Origin of the sequence: Anabaena sp. FACHB-1237, assembly GCF_014696225.1 — a bacterium.
GTDB lineage: Bacteria > Cyanobacteriota > Cyanobacteriia > Cyanobacteriales > Nostocaceae > FACHB-1237.
The window spans coordinates 58,069-76,499 of the sequence record NZ_JACJPV010000007.1; the positions used below are offsets into that span (position 1 = coordinate 58,069).

Consider the following 18,431-nt stretch of genomic DNA (forward strand, 5'->3'; position numbering starts at 1 on the left):
TAATTGGTAATTACAAATGTATCCTTTTTACTGTTAGTTATCACCTAAATTATGAGTTATACGTTGTAATAAGTCCATAATTCTTTGTTCAAATTCTTGAGTTGTGATTCTCCCCTTGGTTAAAAATTCTGTATATCCTAATTTTAAACGATTGTGTTCCGATTCATCCAAATCCTTAGCCGAATAAATCACTAAAGGAATATTACACAGTTGATTATGTTGTTTTAACCAATCTACTACAGTAAAGCCATCACTGCCTGGCAAAATTAAATCCAGAATTAATAAATCTGGGTGAACTTTTTGACTTAAATGAATTGCTTCTTGTCCAGTTTTTGCTAAAAATGTTTCAATTTCATGCCTTTCAAATACTGTAACTAATAATTTTGCCAGATTTTGATCATCTTCTACTATTAATATCTTCAATTTTTTCAAAGGTTCAGAAATAACTTGTTTTAAGGAATGTAATAATGATATTTCCTCTATGGGTTTACTGATCCAATCTACAAAATCTTTACTAGTGGCATGGCTATGATTTTGTTTGTAAACACTACAAATAACAATCGGTATATGTTGAGTATCTTCACGTTCTTTTAAGATGGCCATTGTTTCCCAACCATTCATTTCTGGCATTAATAAATCTAGTAAAATAACATCAGGTTGATAGGTAATTGCGGAGGCGATCGCTTCTTCTCCACTAGCCACTGTAATCACTCGATATCCACCTTTTTTTAATAAGGATTTTAACTCTGCTAAAATTGCTTGATCATCATCACATACTAACACTAAAGGCGATTTATTTTTATTGATAACTGGTGTTCTATTAACACTTTGGTTAACTGCTATATCAGGATAAATTGCTAAAATTGGCAAAGTAAGATAAAAACTACTACCTGATCCTAAAACACTTTCTACCCAAATAGAACCATCATGTTGTTGCACTATACTTTTACAAATTGCTAATCCTAAACCTGTACCATCATGATTCCTAGAATCAGAAGAATCTACCTGTTGAAATCTCTCAAAAATACTATGTAATTTATCTGCTGGAATACCTCTACCAGAATCTTTTACTGTCACTAATAATTGATCCTCTTGTTGTTCTACTATTAAATAAACTGTGGAACCAGCAACAGAAAATTTAATGGCATTACTCAATAAATTAGTAAAAACTTGCACAATTCTATCAGGATCAGCCCAAATTTTTACAGGCAAACTAGAAATAGATAAATTAACGTTAACCTTATCTGCTAAAGACTGCATCACATTTAACGCTGAATTAATCAAATCTGATAAATTACAAATTTCTTTTTCCATTTTCACTTTACCAGATTCAATTCTTTCAATATCTAAAATATCATTAATTAACCTCACTAACCTTTCTGTACTATCTGTAGCAATTTGTAATAAACGCCTACCTTGTTCTGAATTTGTAGGTAATAACCCACTATTTAACATCCCTAAAGAACCATGAATTGATGTTAATGGAGTGCGTAATTCATGACTAACCACAGAAACAAATTCATCTTTCATTTTTTCAATTTGTCTTCTTTCTGTTATATCCCTTAAAATTACAGTATAAACACTTTCTGCACCCACATCTAATTTAGAAATAGATGCTTCTGCGGCAAATTCACTACCATCTTGACGACGGCCAAATATTTCGCGTCTTTCCCCCATCCTCCTTGCTGAATTATTTGTTTTTCCAAAATCATCTACATAATTATGATGCGCTTGTACAAATCTTAAAGGTAATAATAAATCTAAAGATTTACCAATAACATCTTCGGCGTTATAACCAAAAATCTTTTCTGCTCCTTGATTAAATAAGGTAATCTTCTGATCATTATCAATAGAAATAATGGCATCATCAGCAATACTTAAAATGCCTTGAAATCGAGTTTGAGAAATTCTTAATGCTTCCTGTTCTATTTGTAATTGATAATTGACAGCAATTAATTCTGCTGTGCGTTCTGCTACTCTTAATTCTAATTCATTTTTAGCTTTTTGTAAGGCTAACTCTGTTTGTTTACGTCCGGTAATATCACGAGCAATAATTTGGATTGATTCTACTCCTTTATATCTCAAAGGAGCCATAACAATTTGTACATCAATCACGGTTTTATCTAATTTAATAAATTCTACTTCATGTAAAGTAATTGATTGTTGATTTCTCAAAACACTTTGTAGATGATCTTGAATTTGTATTTGATAACCTTCTTGGACAAAATTCATTATTGATTTACCTAATAATTCTGCTTTTGTACTCACACCAAATAATCCTAATGTAGCACTATTCAAAAAGACAAAATTACCCTGTTGCACAATAAAAATCCCATCGGGATAAACTTCTACCAATTTATGGTAATTATCTTCAATATGTTCACCATGACTTTTGCGTTCTACTAGTTGATGATTTTCACTTTTTTCTATTCTCTTTCTTAATCTTACCCGTTCTAAACGGTTAATAATTCTAGTAATTAATTCTGCTTCAATAATTGGCTTATTTACAAAATCATCAGCCCCTGCACTAAATACTTCATTAACCACTTCGGCATTATTATGAACTGTGAGAAATAAAATTGGTAGCTCACTTCCTTGAGGTTGATTCCTAATCATTTGACATAATTGTATCCCATTAATATGTGGCATCTCCACATCTAAAATTAACATATCTAATTGTTGATTTTCCCACATTGACAACAATTCACGTGAGTCATTGAGAGTAATAATTTTCATCCCCCAAGGAGTTAATAATGTCTGTAATAATCCTAAAATTTGCGGATCATCATCTACTACTAAAATTGTGGCTTCAATGTGATTATGATTAAAATTCGTCGTTACAGTTTGACTTAAATTATTAGTAATTGTTTCTTGATGATGACTTTCTACAGCCTGTTTGAGTAAGTTGATTAATTTTTCTAGCTGAGATATTTCTTTATTTGTTAAACCTTTACTAGACCTTAGTAATTTTTCAATTTTTTTGGCTAACTCTGACCCGGAATTTAAACCGAAAGTCCCTAAAGAACCCGCTAAAGAATGGGCAGATTGATAGGCTTCTGTTTGTAATTCTCGGTGATTGATAAATTTTTCTATGCTAGTTATTTGTTGATCAATTCTGTCTTCAAATTTTAACCAAATATCGTTAATTTTTGCCATAGTTATGGTATCTTTACTGTTATTATCTTTTGCTTTTCCTAGAGAGTTTTTTTCATCTTCTTTTTCTTCCTCAGATTTAAGACGATAGCCAATACCATAAACTGTTTCTATAAAATCACTGGATGCTCCTGCATTTCTTAATTTCATTCGCAAGCCTTTAATATGAGTGCGAACTGCTTCTTCTCCAGGAGTATCTTCATAAGACCAAAGATGTTCTAAAATCATCCCACAACTAAATACTCGCCGATTATTTCGCATAAATAATTCTAATAAGGCGTATTCTTTGGGGGTTAATGCCAAAATTTGTTGATTATAAGTAACTTCACAACTACTAGGATCTAATCGTAAATTTGCACATTCTAAAATTGGCTTAGAAGATACATTTCCTCTGCGTAATAAAGCCCGTACACGGGCGACTAATTCTTCTTCATCAAATGGTTTTACTACATAGTCGTCCGCACCAGCATCTAAACCAATGGCTTTTTCATGACTAGTATCACAACCTGTTAATAATAAAATGGGAACTTGTTGACTACTAGAACGAATTTTCCGACATAAACTAATTCCATCTAACTGGGGTAAGATGACATCTAATAAAATTAAATCATATTCGTAGGTTGTAATTAGTTCCCATGCTGTATTACCATCAGTTGCTACTTCTACCGCATAATTTTGATTTTCCAGAATCATGGTAAGTGTATAAGCATTTAATTTATCATCTTCAACAACTAAAATTTTCATTTCTAATGATTCCCTGATCTAAGAGTTTTTAAATTTTTAAATTGTTAAAATTGTTAAAATTGTTAAAATTGTTAAAATTGTAGTCAGCATTTCACTATCATTAGTTAATGTTAGTTAGCTAATATTATTTGGTCAATATCTTAAAAGACAATAATGCACAAATGTTAACGAAAAGTTAACTATCTGGTCATTAGTTATGATCCTTTAAATGTTATTGTGGAAATTTCAGTCTTTTTACAGATGACTAATAACTCAATTTTGAGAAAAGACTGAAAAATTGTGGATAATCTAAAAATAATGATCAGATCAATTATACTTGATATTTGAAGATTTTCCCTATGCTCTGGAGCATAATTTAAGTATTTATTCACTATTAATAAGTATTAATAAATGTTAAGTTTAATGAATATATCTAACAAAATGTTAAGATGAAGATTGTTTCTATCGCTTCAGGGACGGCTACTTGCTAAATGCCACTAAAATTTACTGATTTCTTTTATATTTTCATCTTCTACTTATCTCTGAAAACTCGCTATATTAACAATTAATTAGTAAAGTTAAGAAACAATTATCCCTATGGAAAGAACCGAAATAAATTTCTTTACCCAACCTACAGATATTCCCCCAGGACATCTGAATATTATGGGTTATATTGATAAATCGGAAGTTAATGGTCCTGGTTGTCGGGCTGTAATTTGGGTACAAGGTTGTAAAAAAGAATGTCCGGGTTGCTTTAATCCCAATTCTTGGGATTTTGAAATTAACCAATTGGTGGCTATTGATACTCTGGTAGAAAATATTCTCAGTAATCCTTTCAATACCGGTGTCACTTTTTCTGGTGGTGAGCCTTTTTGGCAAGCATCGGCTTTAGCGGAAGTAGCTAGAAAGGTGAAAGCTAAAGGTTTAAATGTGATGTCTTTTAGCGGGTTTACTTTAGAACAGTTAAAATCTAAATCTGCACCTCCTGGTTCTCAAGAATTATTGGCGGAATTAGACATTTTAATTGATGGTCCTTTTGTGGAATCTTTGGCTATTAATTCTCCTAATTCTCCGGTTTCTTCTAGTAACCAAAGGGTGAATATTTTTAATCCAGATTTTGAAAATAAAATTAGTTGGGCTAGTGATCAAATTGAGGTACATATTCTTAAAGATGGTAGTCGCATTGTTACTGGTTATCAAGGTTTATTGGAATTAACTTAAGCTATCAGCTATCAGCTATCAGTAGTCAGTTTAAAAATTTCTCAGCAAGTCCTTTGTATTTGTTTCTTTTTATTCCTTGTATTTCAACATTTCAGGTAAATGGCTGTTCGCGTAGCGTCCTGTTAGAAATTAGCTGATACCTGACTGCTGAATGCTGAATGCTTGCAACAAGATCCTAAATTTTTTTTATTTTGTCTAATCATATTTTGCTAATAGTTGACCAAAAATCTGGGATACAAGCCCCGTCCTTGACGGCTTTTCTTGATTTTTAATATACTCCTTTAGCACCTTGAGGTCGGTGAATATATCAATACATTAATAATAAACGATCAGGATGTAAATGGACATACCAAGGAAAGGCTTGATCTTTAATTGTTGCCCATTTTTCTTTATAAATTTCTGCTTGTAAATGATAATCATGAAGATCATGACTAGGAGAATTAAGTTTTAAAAATACTGTCATTCTATGGGGTGTTTCACTAGTCCGTGCTATATAACAGGGAAAAGTGTTAATTTGTTGGGTATTTTGAGTGATAATTAAATGATGGGCGCGAATACCAATATAAGATATTTCTGAGGTGATTTGTTGATTAATTTCTAATGTACAATTCCAATCAATTGCTGCTATTTGTGAAGGTGAAATAATCTGAGTACGGGAGAAGTTTTTACAACCTGTAATTCGGGCAACATTCATGTTAGCTGGTTTTTGAAATATCTCATATTTAGTACCATAATGGGCAGTTGTTCCCTGAGCTAATACTAATAAATTGGGACATAAACGATAGGCTTCTTCCATGTTATGAGTCACGAATAAAGTTGCACCTTGATAATCTGCTAATATTTCTGTAACTTGTTGTTCTAATTGACTGCGTAAATGGGTATCTAGGGCTGAAAATGGCTCATCTAAAAGCAGGGCTTGGGGTTGACTTGCTAAGGCTCTGGCTAGGGCAACTCGTTGCTGTTGTCCACCAGAAAGTTGATGAGGATAGCGATCGCCTAAACCTTGTAAGTGCATAGCTATTAATTGTTTTTCTACTTCTTCTTTAATTTTGATTTTTGATGATTTTTGTGGAAGACCAAAAGCGATATTTTCAGCTACAGTAATATGGGGAAACAGGGCATAATTTTGAAATAAAAACCCGATTTTGCGTTCACGAATGGGTAAGTTAATTTTTTTTTCTGAATCAAATAATACTCTACCATTTAAAATAATTTTTCCTTTAGTTGGAGTTTCTATTCCTGCAATACAACGTAAAATCATACTTTTACCTGCTCCAGAACTACCCAATAATCCCAAAGGTTGATCATTACTATTAAAACTAACTTGCAGATGAAAATTAGCCAGCTTTTTCTGAATATCAACTATTAAACTAGATGATGAATTTTCTGTTGAACTTTCTGTAAAAATAGGTGAAGATTCATGGACGTGATCAGGTTTTTTGTTATTTGGTTTTACCCCTTTATGCTGGTGAGAAAATTCTTGCCAAAAATTAGCGGTGATAATTCCAGATAGAGAGATAATCATAATAACAGTTGACCAAAACCAAGCATCATTAATTACTCCTGCTTCCATAGCGAAATAAATGGCCATCGGAATAGTTTGGGTTTGTCCAGGAATATTACCAGCTAACATTAATGTTGCTCCAAATTCGCCTAAAGCACGAGCAAAAGTTAGAGTAACAGCCGCAATAATTCCTGGCAATGCTAAAGGTAAACTGACACGCCAAAAAATAGTTAATTCCTGCGCTCCTAAAGTTCTAGCTACTCGTAATAAATTAGCATCAATTTGAGAAAAAGCAGCTAAAGCAGTTTTGTACATTAAGGGAAAAGAAACTACAGTAGCAGCGATCGCTCCTCCATACCAAGTAAACACAACATTGGCATTTAATGGTTCTAAAAATTTACCAATTGGTCCATTTCTGCCAAATAAAATCAATAATAAAAAGCCCACAACAGTAGGAGGTAAAATTAAAGGAGCAACTAATATTCCTTCAATAATAGATTTACCTTTACCATGATATCCTAACATCCAATAAGCAGTTGCAATACCGAGAAAAAAGGTAATAAAAGTGGCAAATAAAGCAGTTTTTAGTGATATCCATAAAGGAGATAAATCTTGGGGCATATTTTTAACTTTGTTTATTTCGTGAATTATAGTGAAATATATATTATATAATATAATAACACTAGGTAATTTTCAGATAAATTTTGAGATAATACCATGCAAAATCCTTTTCCTGGGATGAACCCATATTTAGAACAAGCTGAATTATGGCATCAAGTACATAATCGGTTAATAGTAGCTATAGCTGATGAATTAACTCCAAAAATCGCGCCTAAATATAGAGTTTCTCTAAAAGAGCGAGTTTACACAAGTGTGGATGATATTTTATTAGTCGGAATTGCCGATGTAGGAGTTAGTAAAAGGAATAATTTAATAAATAATTTAATAAATAATTCAGGAAATCATTCAGGAAATAATCTAGGAAATAATCAAGATTTAACTGCGATAAAAATAGCCGAACCTACAAAAGTTAAACTACTTATATCTGGAGAAGTAATTGAGAGATTTTTAGAAATTAAAGCTACTCAAAGTCGGGAAATAGTGACGATAATTGAAATACTTTCACCTAAAAACAAACTATCTAAAGAAGGGAGATTAATTTATGAAAATAAACGACAAAAAATTTTGAAATCTGCCACACACTTAATAGAAATTGACTTATTAAGAGCAGGTTACCGAATTTTAGTTAGTCGTAGTTACCAACGTCCTAAAGCAGACCTTTATAGTTTTGATTTACCACAACCTATTCCTTTACTTCCCGTACCTTTATATTCAGAAGAAACAGAACCTATCATAGATTTACAAACATTATTGAATGAAATTTATGAAGGAGTAAGATTTGATTTAGCAATTGATTATACTCAGAGTTTAAAACCAGAATTATCTTCTCAACAACAAAGTTGGATCAGAGAAATTTTACAAGTTTAATATTATAGTAAGCTGTTGTGCTTTTAACTTGAATAATTAATACAAGCAAGATGCTTGTGCTACTGTAACTTCAGGTTTTTTAATTATACAGTGAGTGCTGCACATTAGCTTAGTGCAGGCATCTTGCCAGCAATTATTAATTTACAATTATCCCCGACTTCTTCAAGAAATCAGGGATATAATTAATGTCTGATTAATGATTATTCTTCATCAGGATAAGGTTCATCTATACTCATTACCCAAGGAATGCCATTATTAATAGGAGAACTAATACTAATTTGTGCCTTATTAGCAAAACGCTTCAATTTTTCTGCTAAATGGGGAACGGTTGTCATCACATTTTGATAGCTATTAATATCATGACAAACCAGAACTAAGGTTAAAATACCACTTTGGATTTTGAAATACCAATGACAACTAGACAATACAATCTTGACTATCTTATCACAAGCTAGGTAAAAGCTGTTTTTAGTTGCTTCTTCCAACTGAGTCAGTAATATTTCACTGATTTGTGTTGTTTTAAAAGAAGGCAAATCATCTGGAGATAGATAAGGTTTAGTCATAATAGTTCTTCCTTATTCAAAAGAACAGAATACTGACATCAATTTGATCATTAAACTCATTATTTAACTATCAATTATGCCAGATTTATTCATAGTTAGTAAATCTTGCATCTGATCACCGTTCACTCCATAGCTACTTTATATAATTTTTCATCTGGAATATCCTATTTTCTACATATTTTCTTCAGCAAATTTACAAAAATATATGAAGTTTCTTATCGTAGTGGTCAGTATTTATTGTTCAGCATTCAGCCGTCAAATTGGCTTTGTATAGGGGATATAGATATTAACTTAAATAAATTTTGGCTTGGATAGATTACTGATTCAGTATATAAAAAACATTATGGTAGTTAGTAAATGTTGACAATGAACAATTTTGACAAATTAATCAGTAAAGGATAAACATTTTATTTTCTATTTATATTTTATGTTTTATTGATTATCAGAGAAATATCAATATTTCTAATTTTGGCAAACTGTTTATTATCTAACATTCTGGTAAATTCTATGGCAAAATGGCTACTGATAGAAGTGAATAATCTTTTCAAACGTGATAGAATAGTCCGTAATTTAGAGATTTTTCAAGATGTAATTGTAATTTCTTTGTGTGTGAGTTTATTTTGTGTGATGTTACTCCGTTTAGGGGATATGTTTTTATCATTTTTACATCCTTTAGATTTAAGACAAGTAACATCAGATATTTTGTTTATTTTGATTCTAGTGGAGTTATTTAGGTTATTAATTGATTACTTACAAGCGCGAAGCATTTCCGTTGGTGCAGCAGTGGAGATTACCATTGTTTCAGCATTAAGAGAAGTAATTTTAAGAGGTGTTTTAGAAATTCCCAGGGAGCAAATTTTCGGACTTTCTTTATTTTTAGCTGTGTTAGCAGGTATTTTGATACTTTTACCATTAATGTCCCCATTATTTCATTATATGAAAATTAATGATCAGGAAATAGAAAGTTAAGAGAAATGATCCTGAAAATTACTGATAACTTTGTAAAAGATTTTCACCATTAAAATGGATTAAATGAGTTGCATCTTCCGCTATCCATACATCAGTTTCCCAGGCAATTTCTGTTAAATACTCCTTCATTGCTTGACGATTAAGAAAAGCTGTCACCATAACAATGGGTATGTGACAGTTTTTACATAAAGTTTTCAGTTCTGTTTTCCGTTTAGCATCAATGGGACCATGAGATGTGACAGCTTCAATTAAAATTAACCAGTTTTCAGAGGGAAAATGAATCATTATATCGGGCATTTTTCCATGAGGATCAATTTTCATGCCTAATTCTGCTAAAGCTAATTGATCAAAATGGGCAAATTTATCATCTGTATCACCCACATAAATTATTTTACTATTAGGTGTAAATCGTGGACAAAAATCATTAATTATTTTCTCAATTAGAATATTTTGACCACCTGGTGAAAGTGTGATTAATGTATCATTAATGTCCATTTTTATTCTTTCATTAAAATTTATTCAGCACAACTTGATAAAAATATGATATAAGTAATACAGGTTATTAAGCAATACCTTGATCATCAAAATTAACATCGTTCATAAAAATGGTTCAAAAAATCGCCTTATTTAATCATAAAGGTGGTGTAAGCAAAACCACCACTACATTTAACTTAGGTTGGATGCTTGCTGCAAAAGGAAAAAGAGTCATTCTTGTAGATACTGATCCCCAATGTAATCTTACAGGAATGGCACTAAAAGAAGAAACAGAAGAAGATGAAGCCAGAATAGAAAACATTTATCAAACTTTTTCTAATATTAAAACTGGTTTAGCTCCTGCTTTTGAATCTCAACCAAGAGCTATTAAAGCTGTAGATTGTATTCAGATAGAAGAGAATCTGTTTTTATTACCTGGCCATGTGGGTTTTGGTGAATACGAAGTAACATTAGGTATTGCACAAGAACTCAGTGGTTCAATTCAGACACTTAAAAATTTACCTGGTGCAATTTCTGATCTTTTAGAAAAAACAGCTAATAAATTTAATGCTGACTACATTTTAATTGATATGAGTCCCAGCTTAGGATCAATTAATCAAAATTTATTAATGACAAGTGACTTTTTCTTAGTACCAACAACTGCTGATTTCTTTTCAGTCATGGCCATAGATTCTTTAGCTAGAATATTACCAAAATGGTGTGCTTGGGCAAGAATGGCCAGCGCAAATCCTGTATTAAAGGAATCTGCTTATCCATTTCCAGAATTTAGGTTAAAATTTTTAGGAACTATAGTTCAAAACTATAGAATTAAGAATGCTAAAGAAACAGGAGCATTTCAAACTTGGATAGAAAAAATAGAAAGAACAATTACTTTAAAATTATTACCTGTTTTAGATAAAAATGGTCTTTTATTGCCTGAAGAAACTTATAAAAAACAAGTAATTAGTAATTATACCTTAGCAAAAATTCCTGACTTTAATAGTTTGATTGCTCTTTCTCAACAATATAGTAAACCAGTCTATGAACTGACTGATAAAGAATTAGTGTACACAGGTAGCGTTTTAGTAAATTATAAAGCAAAACGGGACGAGTTTAAGGCTACTTTTTCCGATTTAGCAGATAAAATTATTGCACTATCATCTACCTATGCAGTCAGCCATTGATCAATTTCGTATTAGTATTGAGCGTGTTAGAGATTTAATTTCTCTGCATAATTCTATTAAATCTCAAGCTACTGCTGCTTTAGATTTATCAGATATATTAAGGGCAGCTTTAGTTCTCGTTGTCAGTGCATTAGATTACTATATTCATGAAGTTGTAACTTTAGGAATGTTAGAAATATATCGTGGCACACGCTCAGAACCCTCCGTTAATCGTAATGCTACTCAATCAGCTTTTTCTCGGTTTCAAGTTTCCTTAGGTAATGCGAGTGAAGATAGAAAAGTTGCCATAGATATTGGTTCATGGATATTAACTGAAATACAACAGAATTATGGAGATGATTTTTTACAACAATCTCATGAAATTTCTCACTTAATTCCTATTATTTCCAATACTATTTTAAATAGATTAAATAACAATTCATGGTTAGAAGCTGAAATTAGAGAAAGTTTGAGTTATAAAAGTTTTCAAGATCCAGATAAAATTGCTGATGCTATTAGGTTAATATCAGATAAAAAATTGTGGGATGAGGTAGCTAATAAAATGGGTAGAACAACTAAAGATGTTAAACAACAACTTAATTTTATTGTAGATCGCAGAAATAAAATTGCCCATGACGCAGATATAGATCCTAGTTTTGGTTTAGGAAATCGCTGGCCTATAGATGAATTAATGGTTAATGATGCAGTAGATTTTATTGAGCAGGTTGTTGAGAGTATTCATCAAATTTTATAAATGCCTTTTATAAATGTGTGATTTTCTCAAAAATATCCCTCCAATTACTGACAATAATCATCTATAATAGCAATCTATCAATTTACATCACCCTGATCAAATGACTAACTCTCCTCACATCCAACTCCCCGAACTCCTAGCACCTGCGGGTAACTGGGAATGCGCTAAAGCAGCAGTAGAAAATGGCGCTGATGCAATTTATTTTGGTTTAGATAAATTTAACGCCAGAATGCGATCGCAAAATTTCACTCTTGCTGATTTACCTGAATTAATGGCATTTCTCCATCTCCGAGGAGTCAAAGGATATATTACATTAAACACCCTAATTTTCCCCCTAGAACTCACGGAAGCCCAGCGATACCTCAAAACTATCATCGCGGCGGGAGTTGATGGGGTTATTGTGCAAGATATTGGTATTTGTCGTTTAATTCGTCATCTGTCTCCAGATTTTCCTATTCACGCATCAACGCAAATGACAATTACTAGCGCGGTAGGAGTACAATTTGCTAAATCTTTAGGATGTCAATTAGTAGTTTTAGCGCGAGAATGTTCAATTAAAGAAATTAATAAAATTCAACAACAAATAGCTGAAAAAAATATTATTTTACCTTTAGAAGTTTTTATTCATGGTGCTTTATGTGTGGCCTATTCTGGACAATGTTTAACTAGTGAAGCATTAGGAGGACGTTCTGCAAATAGAGGAGAATGCGCTCAGGCTTGTAGAATGCCTTATGATTTAATTGTAGATGGTAAAATGATAGATTTAGGTGATCAGAAATATCTCCTTAGTCCTCAAGATTTATCAGGTTTGGAAGTATTACCAGAATTGGTAAAATCAGGAGTCACTTCTTTGAAAATTGAAGGAAGATTGAAAGCACCTGAATATGTTGCTAATGTCACTCAAGTTTATCGCAAAGCATTAGATAATCTAGCTAATTCCTTGACTAATAAAGCTAATAAAGCTAATAAAATTAATCAACAAGATCAATATAATCTGGAAATGGCATTTTCTCGCGGACTTTATCCCGGTTGGTTTAATGGTATTAATAATCAAGAATTAGTTCATGCCAGATTTGGTAAAAAACGCGGTGTTTATTTAGGTGAAGTAACTAAAATTTATCAAGAACAAATTACTATTAAAATCGCTGCACCTGTAAAACCTGGAGATGGTATAGTTTTTGATTGTGGACATCCAGAAATGCAAGAAGAAGGAGGAAGAATATATACAGTTTTAGCAAAAGGTAAGGAGGTAATTTTAACTTTTGGTAAGGGTAGTTTGAATTTTAAAAATATTCATATTGGTGATAAAGTTTGGAAAACTTCTGATCCTGAATTAGATAAAAAATTGCGGCAAAGTTATAGTGGTGAACATCCCCAATTTACTAGACCTATCAATATAGAAATCTATGGAGAAATTGATGATAAATTAATTGCGATCGCTCATGATGAATTAGGTAATATAGTTAAGGTAGAATCGGAAATATCACTAGTTTCAGCCCATACTAAACCTTTAACCACTGAAAAATTAACAGAACAATTTTCCCGGTTAGGTAACACACCATTTCATTTAGAAAATTTACAAAATCACTTAATTGGTAATATTATGTTACCTGTGAGTGAATTAAATAAAATGCGTCGAGAACTTGTCACAAAGCTAGAAGAATTAAGAACACAACCGACATTATGGATATTAAATCATCAAGCAAAATGGCAAGAGATCATCATTAATAAATCTTCAGTGCATTTTGCTGATCCAGAATTGATTATTTTAGTCAGAAATATCCAACAATTACAAGCAGTCTTAACCACAGATATTAACACAATATACTGTGAATTTGAAAATCCTCGCACCTACAAGGAAGCAGTACAAATAGTTAAAGATTCAGGAAAAAAAGTCAATATCTTTGTTGCACCTCCACGGATTACTAAACCAGGAGAGAATTGGATTTTAAAACAAGTCAAAGACTCTCAAGCTGATGGTTATTTAATCAGAAATTATGACCAATTAGAATATTTTGCTGATGAAAAATGTATTGGTGATTTTTCTTTAAATGTAGCAAACCCATTAACAGCAGATTATTTACAAACAGAATTTAATTTAACAAGATTAACCGCTTCCTATGATTTGAACATTCATCAATTGGAAGATTTAATTACCAGTTATCCTCCACAATTTTTAGAAGTGACAATACATCAACGTATTCCCATGTTTCATCTGGAACATTGCGTATTTTGTGCATTTTTATCTGAGGGAACAGACTATACAAATTGTGGTAGACCCTGTGAAAAGTATGATGTGAAAATGAAGGATCGAGTTGGTACTGAACACATTTTAAAAGCTGATGTGGGATGTCGAAATACAGTATATAATGGTACTCCTCAAACTGGTGCAGAATATGTACATAGATTAATAGGTTTGGGTGTACAATATTTGCGGGTGGAATTTTTAAATGAAACACCAGCACAACTGCAAGAAACAATACATTTTTATCAACAATTGTTAGCAGGAGAAATTACAGGTTTTCATCTGTGGAAACAATTGAAGTTACAAAATCAATTAGGTGTAACTCGTGGCGCTTTAAGTAATCAATATTAATTGGTTAATTACTTTGAAGATCATTACCAATTTAAGGTAAAATACATATTTCACATACTTTTTTCAATCTTTCAAGATTATGGGTAACAGATTTGGTCATCTTTTCCGTATTACAACTTTTGGTGAATCTCACGGTGGAGGAGTGGGAGTAATTATTGATGGTTGTCCTCCGCAATTAGAAATTTCTGCTGAAGAAATTCAATTTGAATTAGATAGAAGAAAACCAGGACAAAGCAAAATTACCACACCTCGTAAAGAAGCAGATAGTTGTGAAATTTTATCTGGAGTATTTGAGGGGAAAACATTAGGAACTCCTATCTCTATTTTAGTGAGAAATAAAGATACTCGTTCTCAAGACTATGATGAAATGGCGCAAAAATATCGCCCTTCCCATGCAGATGCTACCTATGATGCTAAATATGGTTTCAGAAATTGGCAAGGTGGAGGAAGATCGTCAGCACGTGAGACCATAGGTAGAGTTGCTGCTGGTGCGATCGCTAAAAAAATTCTGCGTCAAATTGCTAATGTGGAAATTATTGCCTATGTTAAAAGTATCAAAGATTTAGAGGCAATTGTTGATACAAATACCGTCACTTTAGCGGATGTAGAAAGTAATATTGTCCGTTGTCCCAATGGCGAAATTGCTGATAAAATGATTGAATTAATTGAAAAAACTGGTAGAGATGGTAACTCTATTGGTGGTGTGGTTGAATGTGTCGTGAGGAACGTTCCTAAAGGTTTGGGAGAACCGGTTTTCGACAAGTTAGAAGCAGACTTGGCAAAAGCGGTAATGTCACTTCCTGCAAGTAAAGGTTTTGAAATTGGTTCAGGTTTTCAGGGAACTTTATTAACAGGTTTTGAACACAATGACGAATTTTATATCGCTGAAAATGGCGACATTAGAACAGTAACTAACCGTTCTGGAGGTATTCAAGGAGGAATTTCTAATGGAGAAAATATCATTTTCAGGGTAGCTTTTAAACCTACAGCTACTATTAGAAAGGAACAAAAAACGGTAACACAAGCAGGAGAAGAAACCGTTTTAGCTGGAAAAGGTAGACATGATCCTTGTGTTTTACCCCGCGCAGTACCGATGGTTGATGCCATGGTAGCTTTAGTTTTGTGCGATCATCTGTTAAGGCATCATGGACAGTGTAAAGTATTGTCATAGATTCTAAACTTTGCTATTTATGTAGTGCAAGCATCTTGCTTGCATTAGACATCTTGTGAAAATGATATCTTACCTGTTATTACCTATACTGGAGTTGATAAAAATATGCTTTATTATCTTTTACCATCTGTTCCTCCCCCCAATATAGCAGTTTTGCCACCTGATCATCTTGTTGATACTCAAGTTTCAGATCCTTCTGACAATCAGATAGTTGATCATGCTAACAAGATCAAGAATAATAGTCATAATAACTCATCTTTATGTTATCCTCCAGAAACTTTTTTCTGTGAATTTTCTTCTTTCAAAGAAACAGAAAATAATCTCCAATGGAAAAATTCAGAAGGCAAATTACAGCTATCCGTAGGAAAACAAACCATTTCCCAAACTAATAAAAATCAAAATACTCCTAATATTCCCAATATTCAAAACATTATTGAATTTAAACCGCGTGATAGCAAAAATCAAGAATCTATTCCTAAACTCATCCAACCACCAGTAGAAATAATGCCAAAACCTACTTCTGATAATACATCTATCTCTCGACAAAGGATAGTAGAAGTAGTAGCAGACCGTCAAGAATATGATCAGGTTAGACGTATAGTAATAGCAGAAGGTCGTGTTGTGGTAAGATTTGATGGTGCAATAATTGATGCCGATCGCTTACAAATAAATTTAGATAATCTCATTGCCGTGGGCGAAGGTAATGTATCATTAACCAGAGGTAATCAATTATTGCAGGGTCAACGCTTTACTTATGATTTTATCCAAGATAGTGGCCAATTGCAAAACGGTAAAGGAGAATTATTCTTACCTACCACTGGTACAGATTTTGCTTTCTCTCCTACCTTACCTACAGATGTTAGCGCTGGTGGTATTCCTACTACCCCCCCTCAACAAAATAATCGTCAAAATCAACCTTTATCTAATGTTACCAGTCCAGGCGGTATTCAATTTGGTGTAGCAGGACAATCAGGCGCAAGTAATATTCCTAGTACACCATCAGGAGGAAAAATTAAACGCATACGTTTTGAAGCAAATAAAGTGAACTTTTATCCTGGTGGTTTTCAAGCAGAAGACGTGAGAATTACCAATGACCCTTTTTCACCCCCAGAACTGGAAATAAGGGCTAAAAAAGTCAATGTAACGCGGGAAGCACCACTAATTGATCGGGTAACAACCCAAGGACAAAAGTTGGTTTTTGATCAAAAAGTGGTTATTCCTATCCCTATTAATAATCGTAAAATAGATCGTCGTCAAGGTCAATTTGACCCGCTTGCCTCTGTGGGATACGATAATGGTGAGCGTGGAGGTATATATCTACAGCGTAGTTTTGAGACTCTTAATGATGATAATAAAACCTTAGTCATCACACCGCAATTATATGTACAGAAAGCACTACAAGGTAAGGGGCATTTTGCCGATTTTTTTGGTGTCAATGCTAAATTAAATATGGCTTTTAGTCCCAAAACTATTTTACAGGGGCGCGGCGAATTAACCACTTTTGATTTTAATCAGGTGGAAAATCGTTTTCGCGGAAATTTGCGCTTACGTCAATTTCTAGGAGATATCAACCCCTACACTCTCAATCTCGAATCAAGTTACCGCGATTTGTTGTATAATGGTAGTCTAGGTTATCAAACTGTACAAAGTAGCTTGGGCGCTGTTGTCACTTCTCCAATTATTCCTTTGGGTAGCAGTGGTGTTAATGTCAGTTATCAGGTTGGAGGACAGCTAATTAATGCTAACACAGATCGCGCTAGTCTTCTCAATCCAGTTAGAGAAAATGATCGGGTTTTTTTAAGTCGTTTACAAGGTAGTGTAGCTTTAAGCAGTGCTATCAATTTATGGCAAGGAAAATCTTTACCATCTACATCCCAACAAGGTTTAAAATATTCTCCTAACTCTTTACTACCTAATTTACAAGCGATCGCTGGCATTACTGGTACAGCCAGTTATTATAGTAGTGGTGATAATCAGTCTACTTTAACTGCTACTATTGGTTTAAATGGACAATTTGGTAATTTCTCCCGTTCCTATTTAGACTACACTGCTTTTAATATCAGTTATTCTCAAACTACTAATACAGGTTTATCTCCATTTCTATTTGATAGGTTTGTTGATAATAAAGTTTTAAGTTTTGGTTTTTCTCAACAACTTTATGGTCCAGTTAAGTTAGGGTTACAAACCTCTATTAATCTTGATACAGGTAAGGAAACCAGCACTGATTATATTTTAGAATATAGTCGTCGCACCTATGGTATCGTTTTACGTTATAATCCTGTCTTAGAATTGGGTAGTTTTAATATCCGCATTAGTGATTTTAATTGGTTAGGTGGTACAGATCCTTTTTCTGATGGCATATTTAAACCTGTCCTTCGTGGAGTTACTCAGGATAACTAATAATTTTAAATTATAGTTTAAATGATTTTATATAAGTTTTTTAAAAACTCGCGCCCTTAATTTTGGGGTTTTGGGGGCGATCGCTGTGGTATTATAACCATATTAAATATAATGGAACATTTGCAACAAAAATTTTTGGTAAAGATTTCCATTATAAAAATATCATTCTTAAACAATATCTGATCTCGCGCTAAAAGTCAACTATTTCGGTCCGCAAAAAAATTAAGAAAATCTCAAATATCAACTTTTAAT

The 18,431-nt window shown here is 32.7% G+C and carries 12 protein-coding genes; 8 read left to right on the forward strand and 4 right to left on the reverse strand.

The genetic code is table 11. The features are described from left to right. Nucleotides 1–33: 33 nt before the first annotated feature. Nucleotides 34–3,897 carry a response regulator gene (locus tag H6F32_RS05405; RefSeq protein WP_190368314.1) on the reverse strand — a complete coding sequence of 1,288 codons (3,864 nt, stop codon included), beginning with the start codon at nucleotides 3,895–3,897 and terminating at the stop codon, nucleotides 34–36. 576 nt (nucleotides 3,898–4,473) lie between these two features. Between H6F32_RS05405 and H6F32_RS05410 the strand changes: the two genes are divergently transcribed. Further along, on the forward strand, nucleotides 4,474–5,097 hold the full coding sequence (locus H6F32_RS05410; protein ID WP_190368315.1) for a 4Fe-4S single cluster domain-containing protein: 624 nt from the start codon (nucleotides 4,474–4,476) through the stop codon (nucleotides 5,095–5,097). A gap of 307 nt (nucleotides 5,098–5,404) precedes the next feature. On the opposite strand, the gene modB is transcribed toward H6F32_RS05410, so the two are convergent. After that, entirely contained in the window at nucleotides 5,405–7,222 is a 1,818-nt protein-coding gene (modB, locus tag H6F32_RS05415) for a molybdate ABC transporter permease subunit (protein ID WP_190368316.1), read from the reverse strand. A 96-nt stretch (nucleotides 7,223–7,318) separates the two neighbouring features. Here modB and H6F32_RS05420 point away from each other — a divergent pair, with 96 nt between their 5' ends. Continuing rightward, nucleotides 7,319–8,089, forward strand: coding sequence for a DUF4058 family protein (locus H6F32_RS05420; RefSeq protein ID WP_190368317.1), 771 nt, complete (start codon nucleotides 7,319–7,321; stop codon nucleotides 8,087–8,089). Between the two features lie 200 nt (nucleotides 8,090–8,289). On the opposite strand, the gene H6F32_RS05425 is transcribed toward H6F32_RS05420, so the two are convergent. Continuing rightward, nucleotides 8,290–8,652, reverse strand: a complete 363-nt coding sequence (locus tag H6F32_RS05425) for a hypothetical protein (RefSeq protein ID WP_190368318.1) — start codon at nucleotides 8,650–8,652, stop codon at nucleotides 8,290–8,292. A 507-nt stretch (nucleotides 8,653–9,159) separates the two neighbouring features. On the opposite strand from H6F32_RS05425, the gene H6F32_RS05430 reads away from it, so the two are divergent. After that, complete coding sequence (locus H6F32_RS05430; protein ID WP_190368319.1) at nucleotides 9,160–9,621, forward strand: phosphate-starvation-inducible PsiE family protein; 462 nt, start codon at nucleotides 9,160–9,162, stop codon at nucleotides 9,619–9,621. 18 nt (nucleotides 9,622–9,639) lie between these two features. Here H6F32_RS05430 and H6F32_RS05435 read toward each other — a convergent pair whose 3' ends face one another. After that, a complete protein-coding gene (locus H6F32_RS05435; protein ID WP_190368320.1) occupies nucleotides 9,640–10,116 on the reverse strand; it encodes a BsuBI/PstI family type II restriction endonuclease in 477 nt (158 codons plus the stop codon). A gap of 110 nt (nucleotides 10,117–10,226) precedes the next feature. Here H6F32_RS05435 and H6F32_RS05440 point away from each other — a divergent pair, with 110 nt between their 5' ends. The 5 genes from H6F32_RS05440 (at nucleotide 10,227) to H6F32_RS05460 (ending at nucleotide 18,179) form a co-directional block, all read left to right on the forward strand. Beyond that, entirely contained in the window at nucleotides 10,227–11,279 is a 1,053-nt protein-coding gene (locus tag H6F32_RS05440; protein WP_190368321.1) for a ParA family protein, read from the forward strand. Further along, a complete protein-coding gene (locus H6F32_RS05445; protein ID WP_190368322.1) occupies nucleotides 11,263–12,012 on the forward strand; it encodes a HEPN domain-containing protein in 750 nt (249 codons plus the stop codon). The genes H6F32_RS05440 and H6F32_RS05445 overlap by 17 nt, the downstream gene beginning before the upstream one ends. Before the next feature lie 100 nt (nucleotides 12,013–12,112). Then, on the forward strand, nucleotides 12,113–14,608 hold the full coding sequence (locus H6F32_RS05450) for a U32 family peptidase (protein ID WP_190368323.1): 2,496 nt from the start codon (nucleotides 12,113–12,115) through the stop codon (nucleotides 14,606–14,608). 79 nt (nucleotides 14,609–14,687) lie between these two features. After that, the gene (aroC, locus tag H6F32_RS05455; RefSeq protein WP_190368324.1) at nucleotides 14,688–15,779 is read left to right on the forward strand and encodes a chorismate synthase; all 1,092 of its coding nucleotides are present in this window, start codon (nucleotides 14,688–14,690) and stop codon (nucleotides 15,777–15,779) included. Between the two features lie 105 nt (nucleotides 15,780–15,884). Beyond that, nucleotides 15,885–18,179, forward strand: a complete 2,295-nt coding sequence (locus H6F32_RS05460; RefSeq protein ID WP_190368325.1) for a DUF3769 domain-containing protein — start codon at nucleotides 15,885–15,887, stop codon at nucleotides 18,177–18,179. The last annotated feature ends 252 nt before the right edge of the window (nucleotides 18,180–18,431 follow it).

Coding starts and splice junctions, on each gene's coding strand:
- H6F32_RS05410 (WP_190368315.1), top strand. CDS start 4,474: ATGGAAAGAACCGAAATAAATTTCTTTACCCAACCTACAGATATTCCC.
- H6F32_RS05430 (WP_190368319.1), top strand. CDS start 9,160: ATGGCAAAATGGCTACTGATAGAAGTGAATAATCTTTTCAAACGTGAT.
- H6F32_RS05405 (WP_190368314.1), bottom strand. CDS start 3,897: ATGAAAATTTTAGTTGTTGAAGATGATAAATTAAATGCTTATACACTT.
- modB (WP_190368316.1), bottom strand. CDS start 7,222: ATGCCCCAAGATTTATCTCCTTTATGGATATCACTAAAAACTGCTTTA.
- aroC (WP_190368324.1), top strand. CDS start 14,688: ATGGGTAACAGATTTGGTCATCTTTTCCGTATTACAACTTTTGGTGAA.
- H6F32_RS05460 (WP_190368325.1), top strand. CDS start 15,885: ATGCTTTATTATCTTTTACCATCTGTTCCTCCCCCCAATATAGCAGTT.
- H6F32_RS05440 (WP_190368321.1), top strand. CDS start 10,227: ATGGTTCAAAAAATCGCCTTATTTAATCATAAAGGTGGTGTAAGCAAA.
- H6F32_RS05425 (WP_190368318.1), bottom strand. CDS start 8,652: ATGACTAAACCTTATCTATCTCCAGATGATTTGCCTTCTTTTAAAACA.
- H6F32_RS05450 (WP_190368323.1), top strand. CDS start 12,113: ATGACTAACTCTCCTCACATCCAACTCCCCGAACTCCTAGCACCTGCG.
- H6F32_RS05420 (WP_190368317.1), top strand. CDS start 7,319: ATGCAAAATCCTTTTCCTGGGATGAACCCATATTTAGAACAAGCTGAA.
- H6F32_RS05435 (WP_190368320.1), bottom strand. CDS start 10,116: ATGGACATTAATGATACATTAATCACACTTTCACCAGGTGGTCAAAAT.
- H6F32_RS05445 (WP_190368322.1), top strand. CDS start 11,263: ATGCAGTCAGCCATTGATCAATTTCGTATTAGTATTGAGCGTGTTAGA.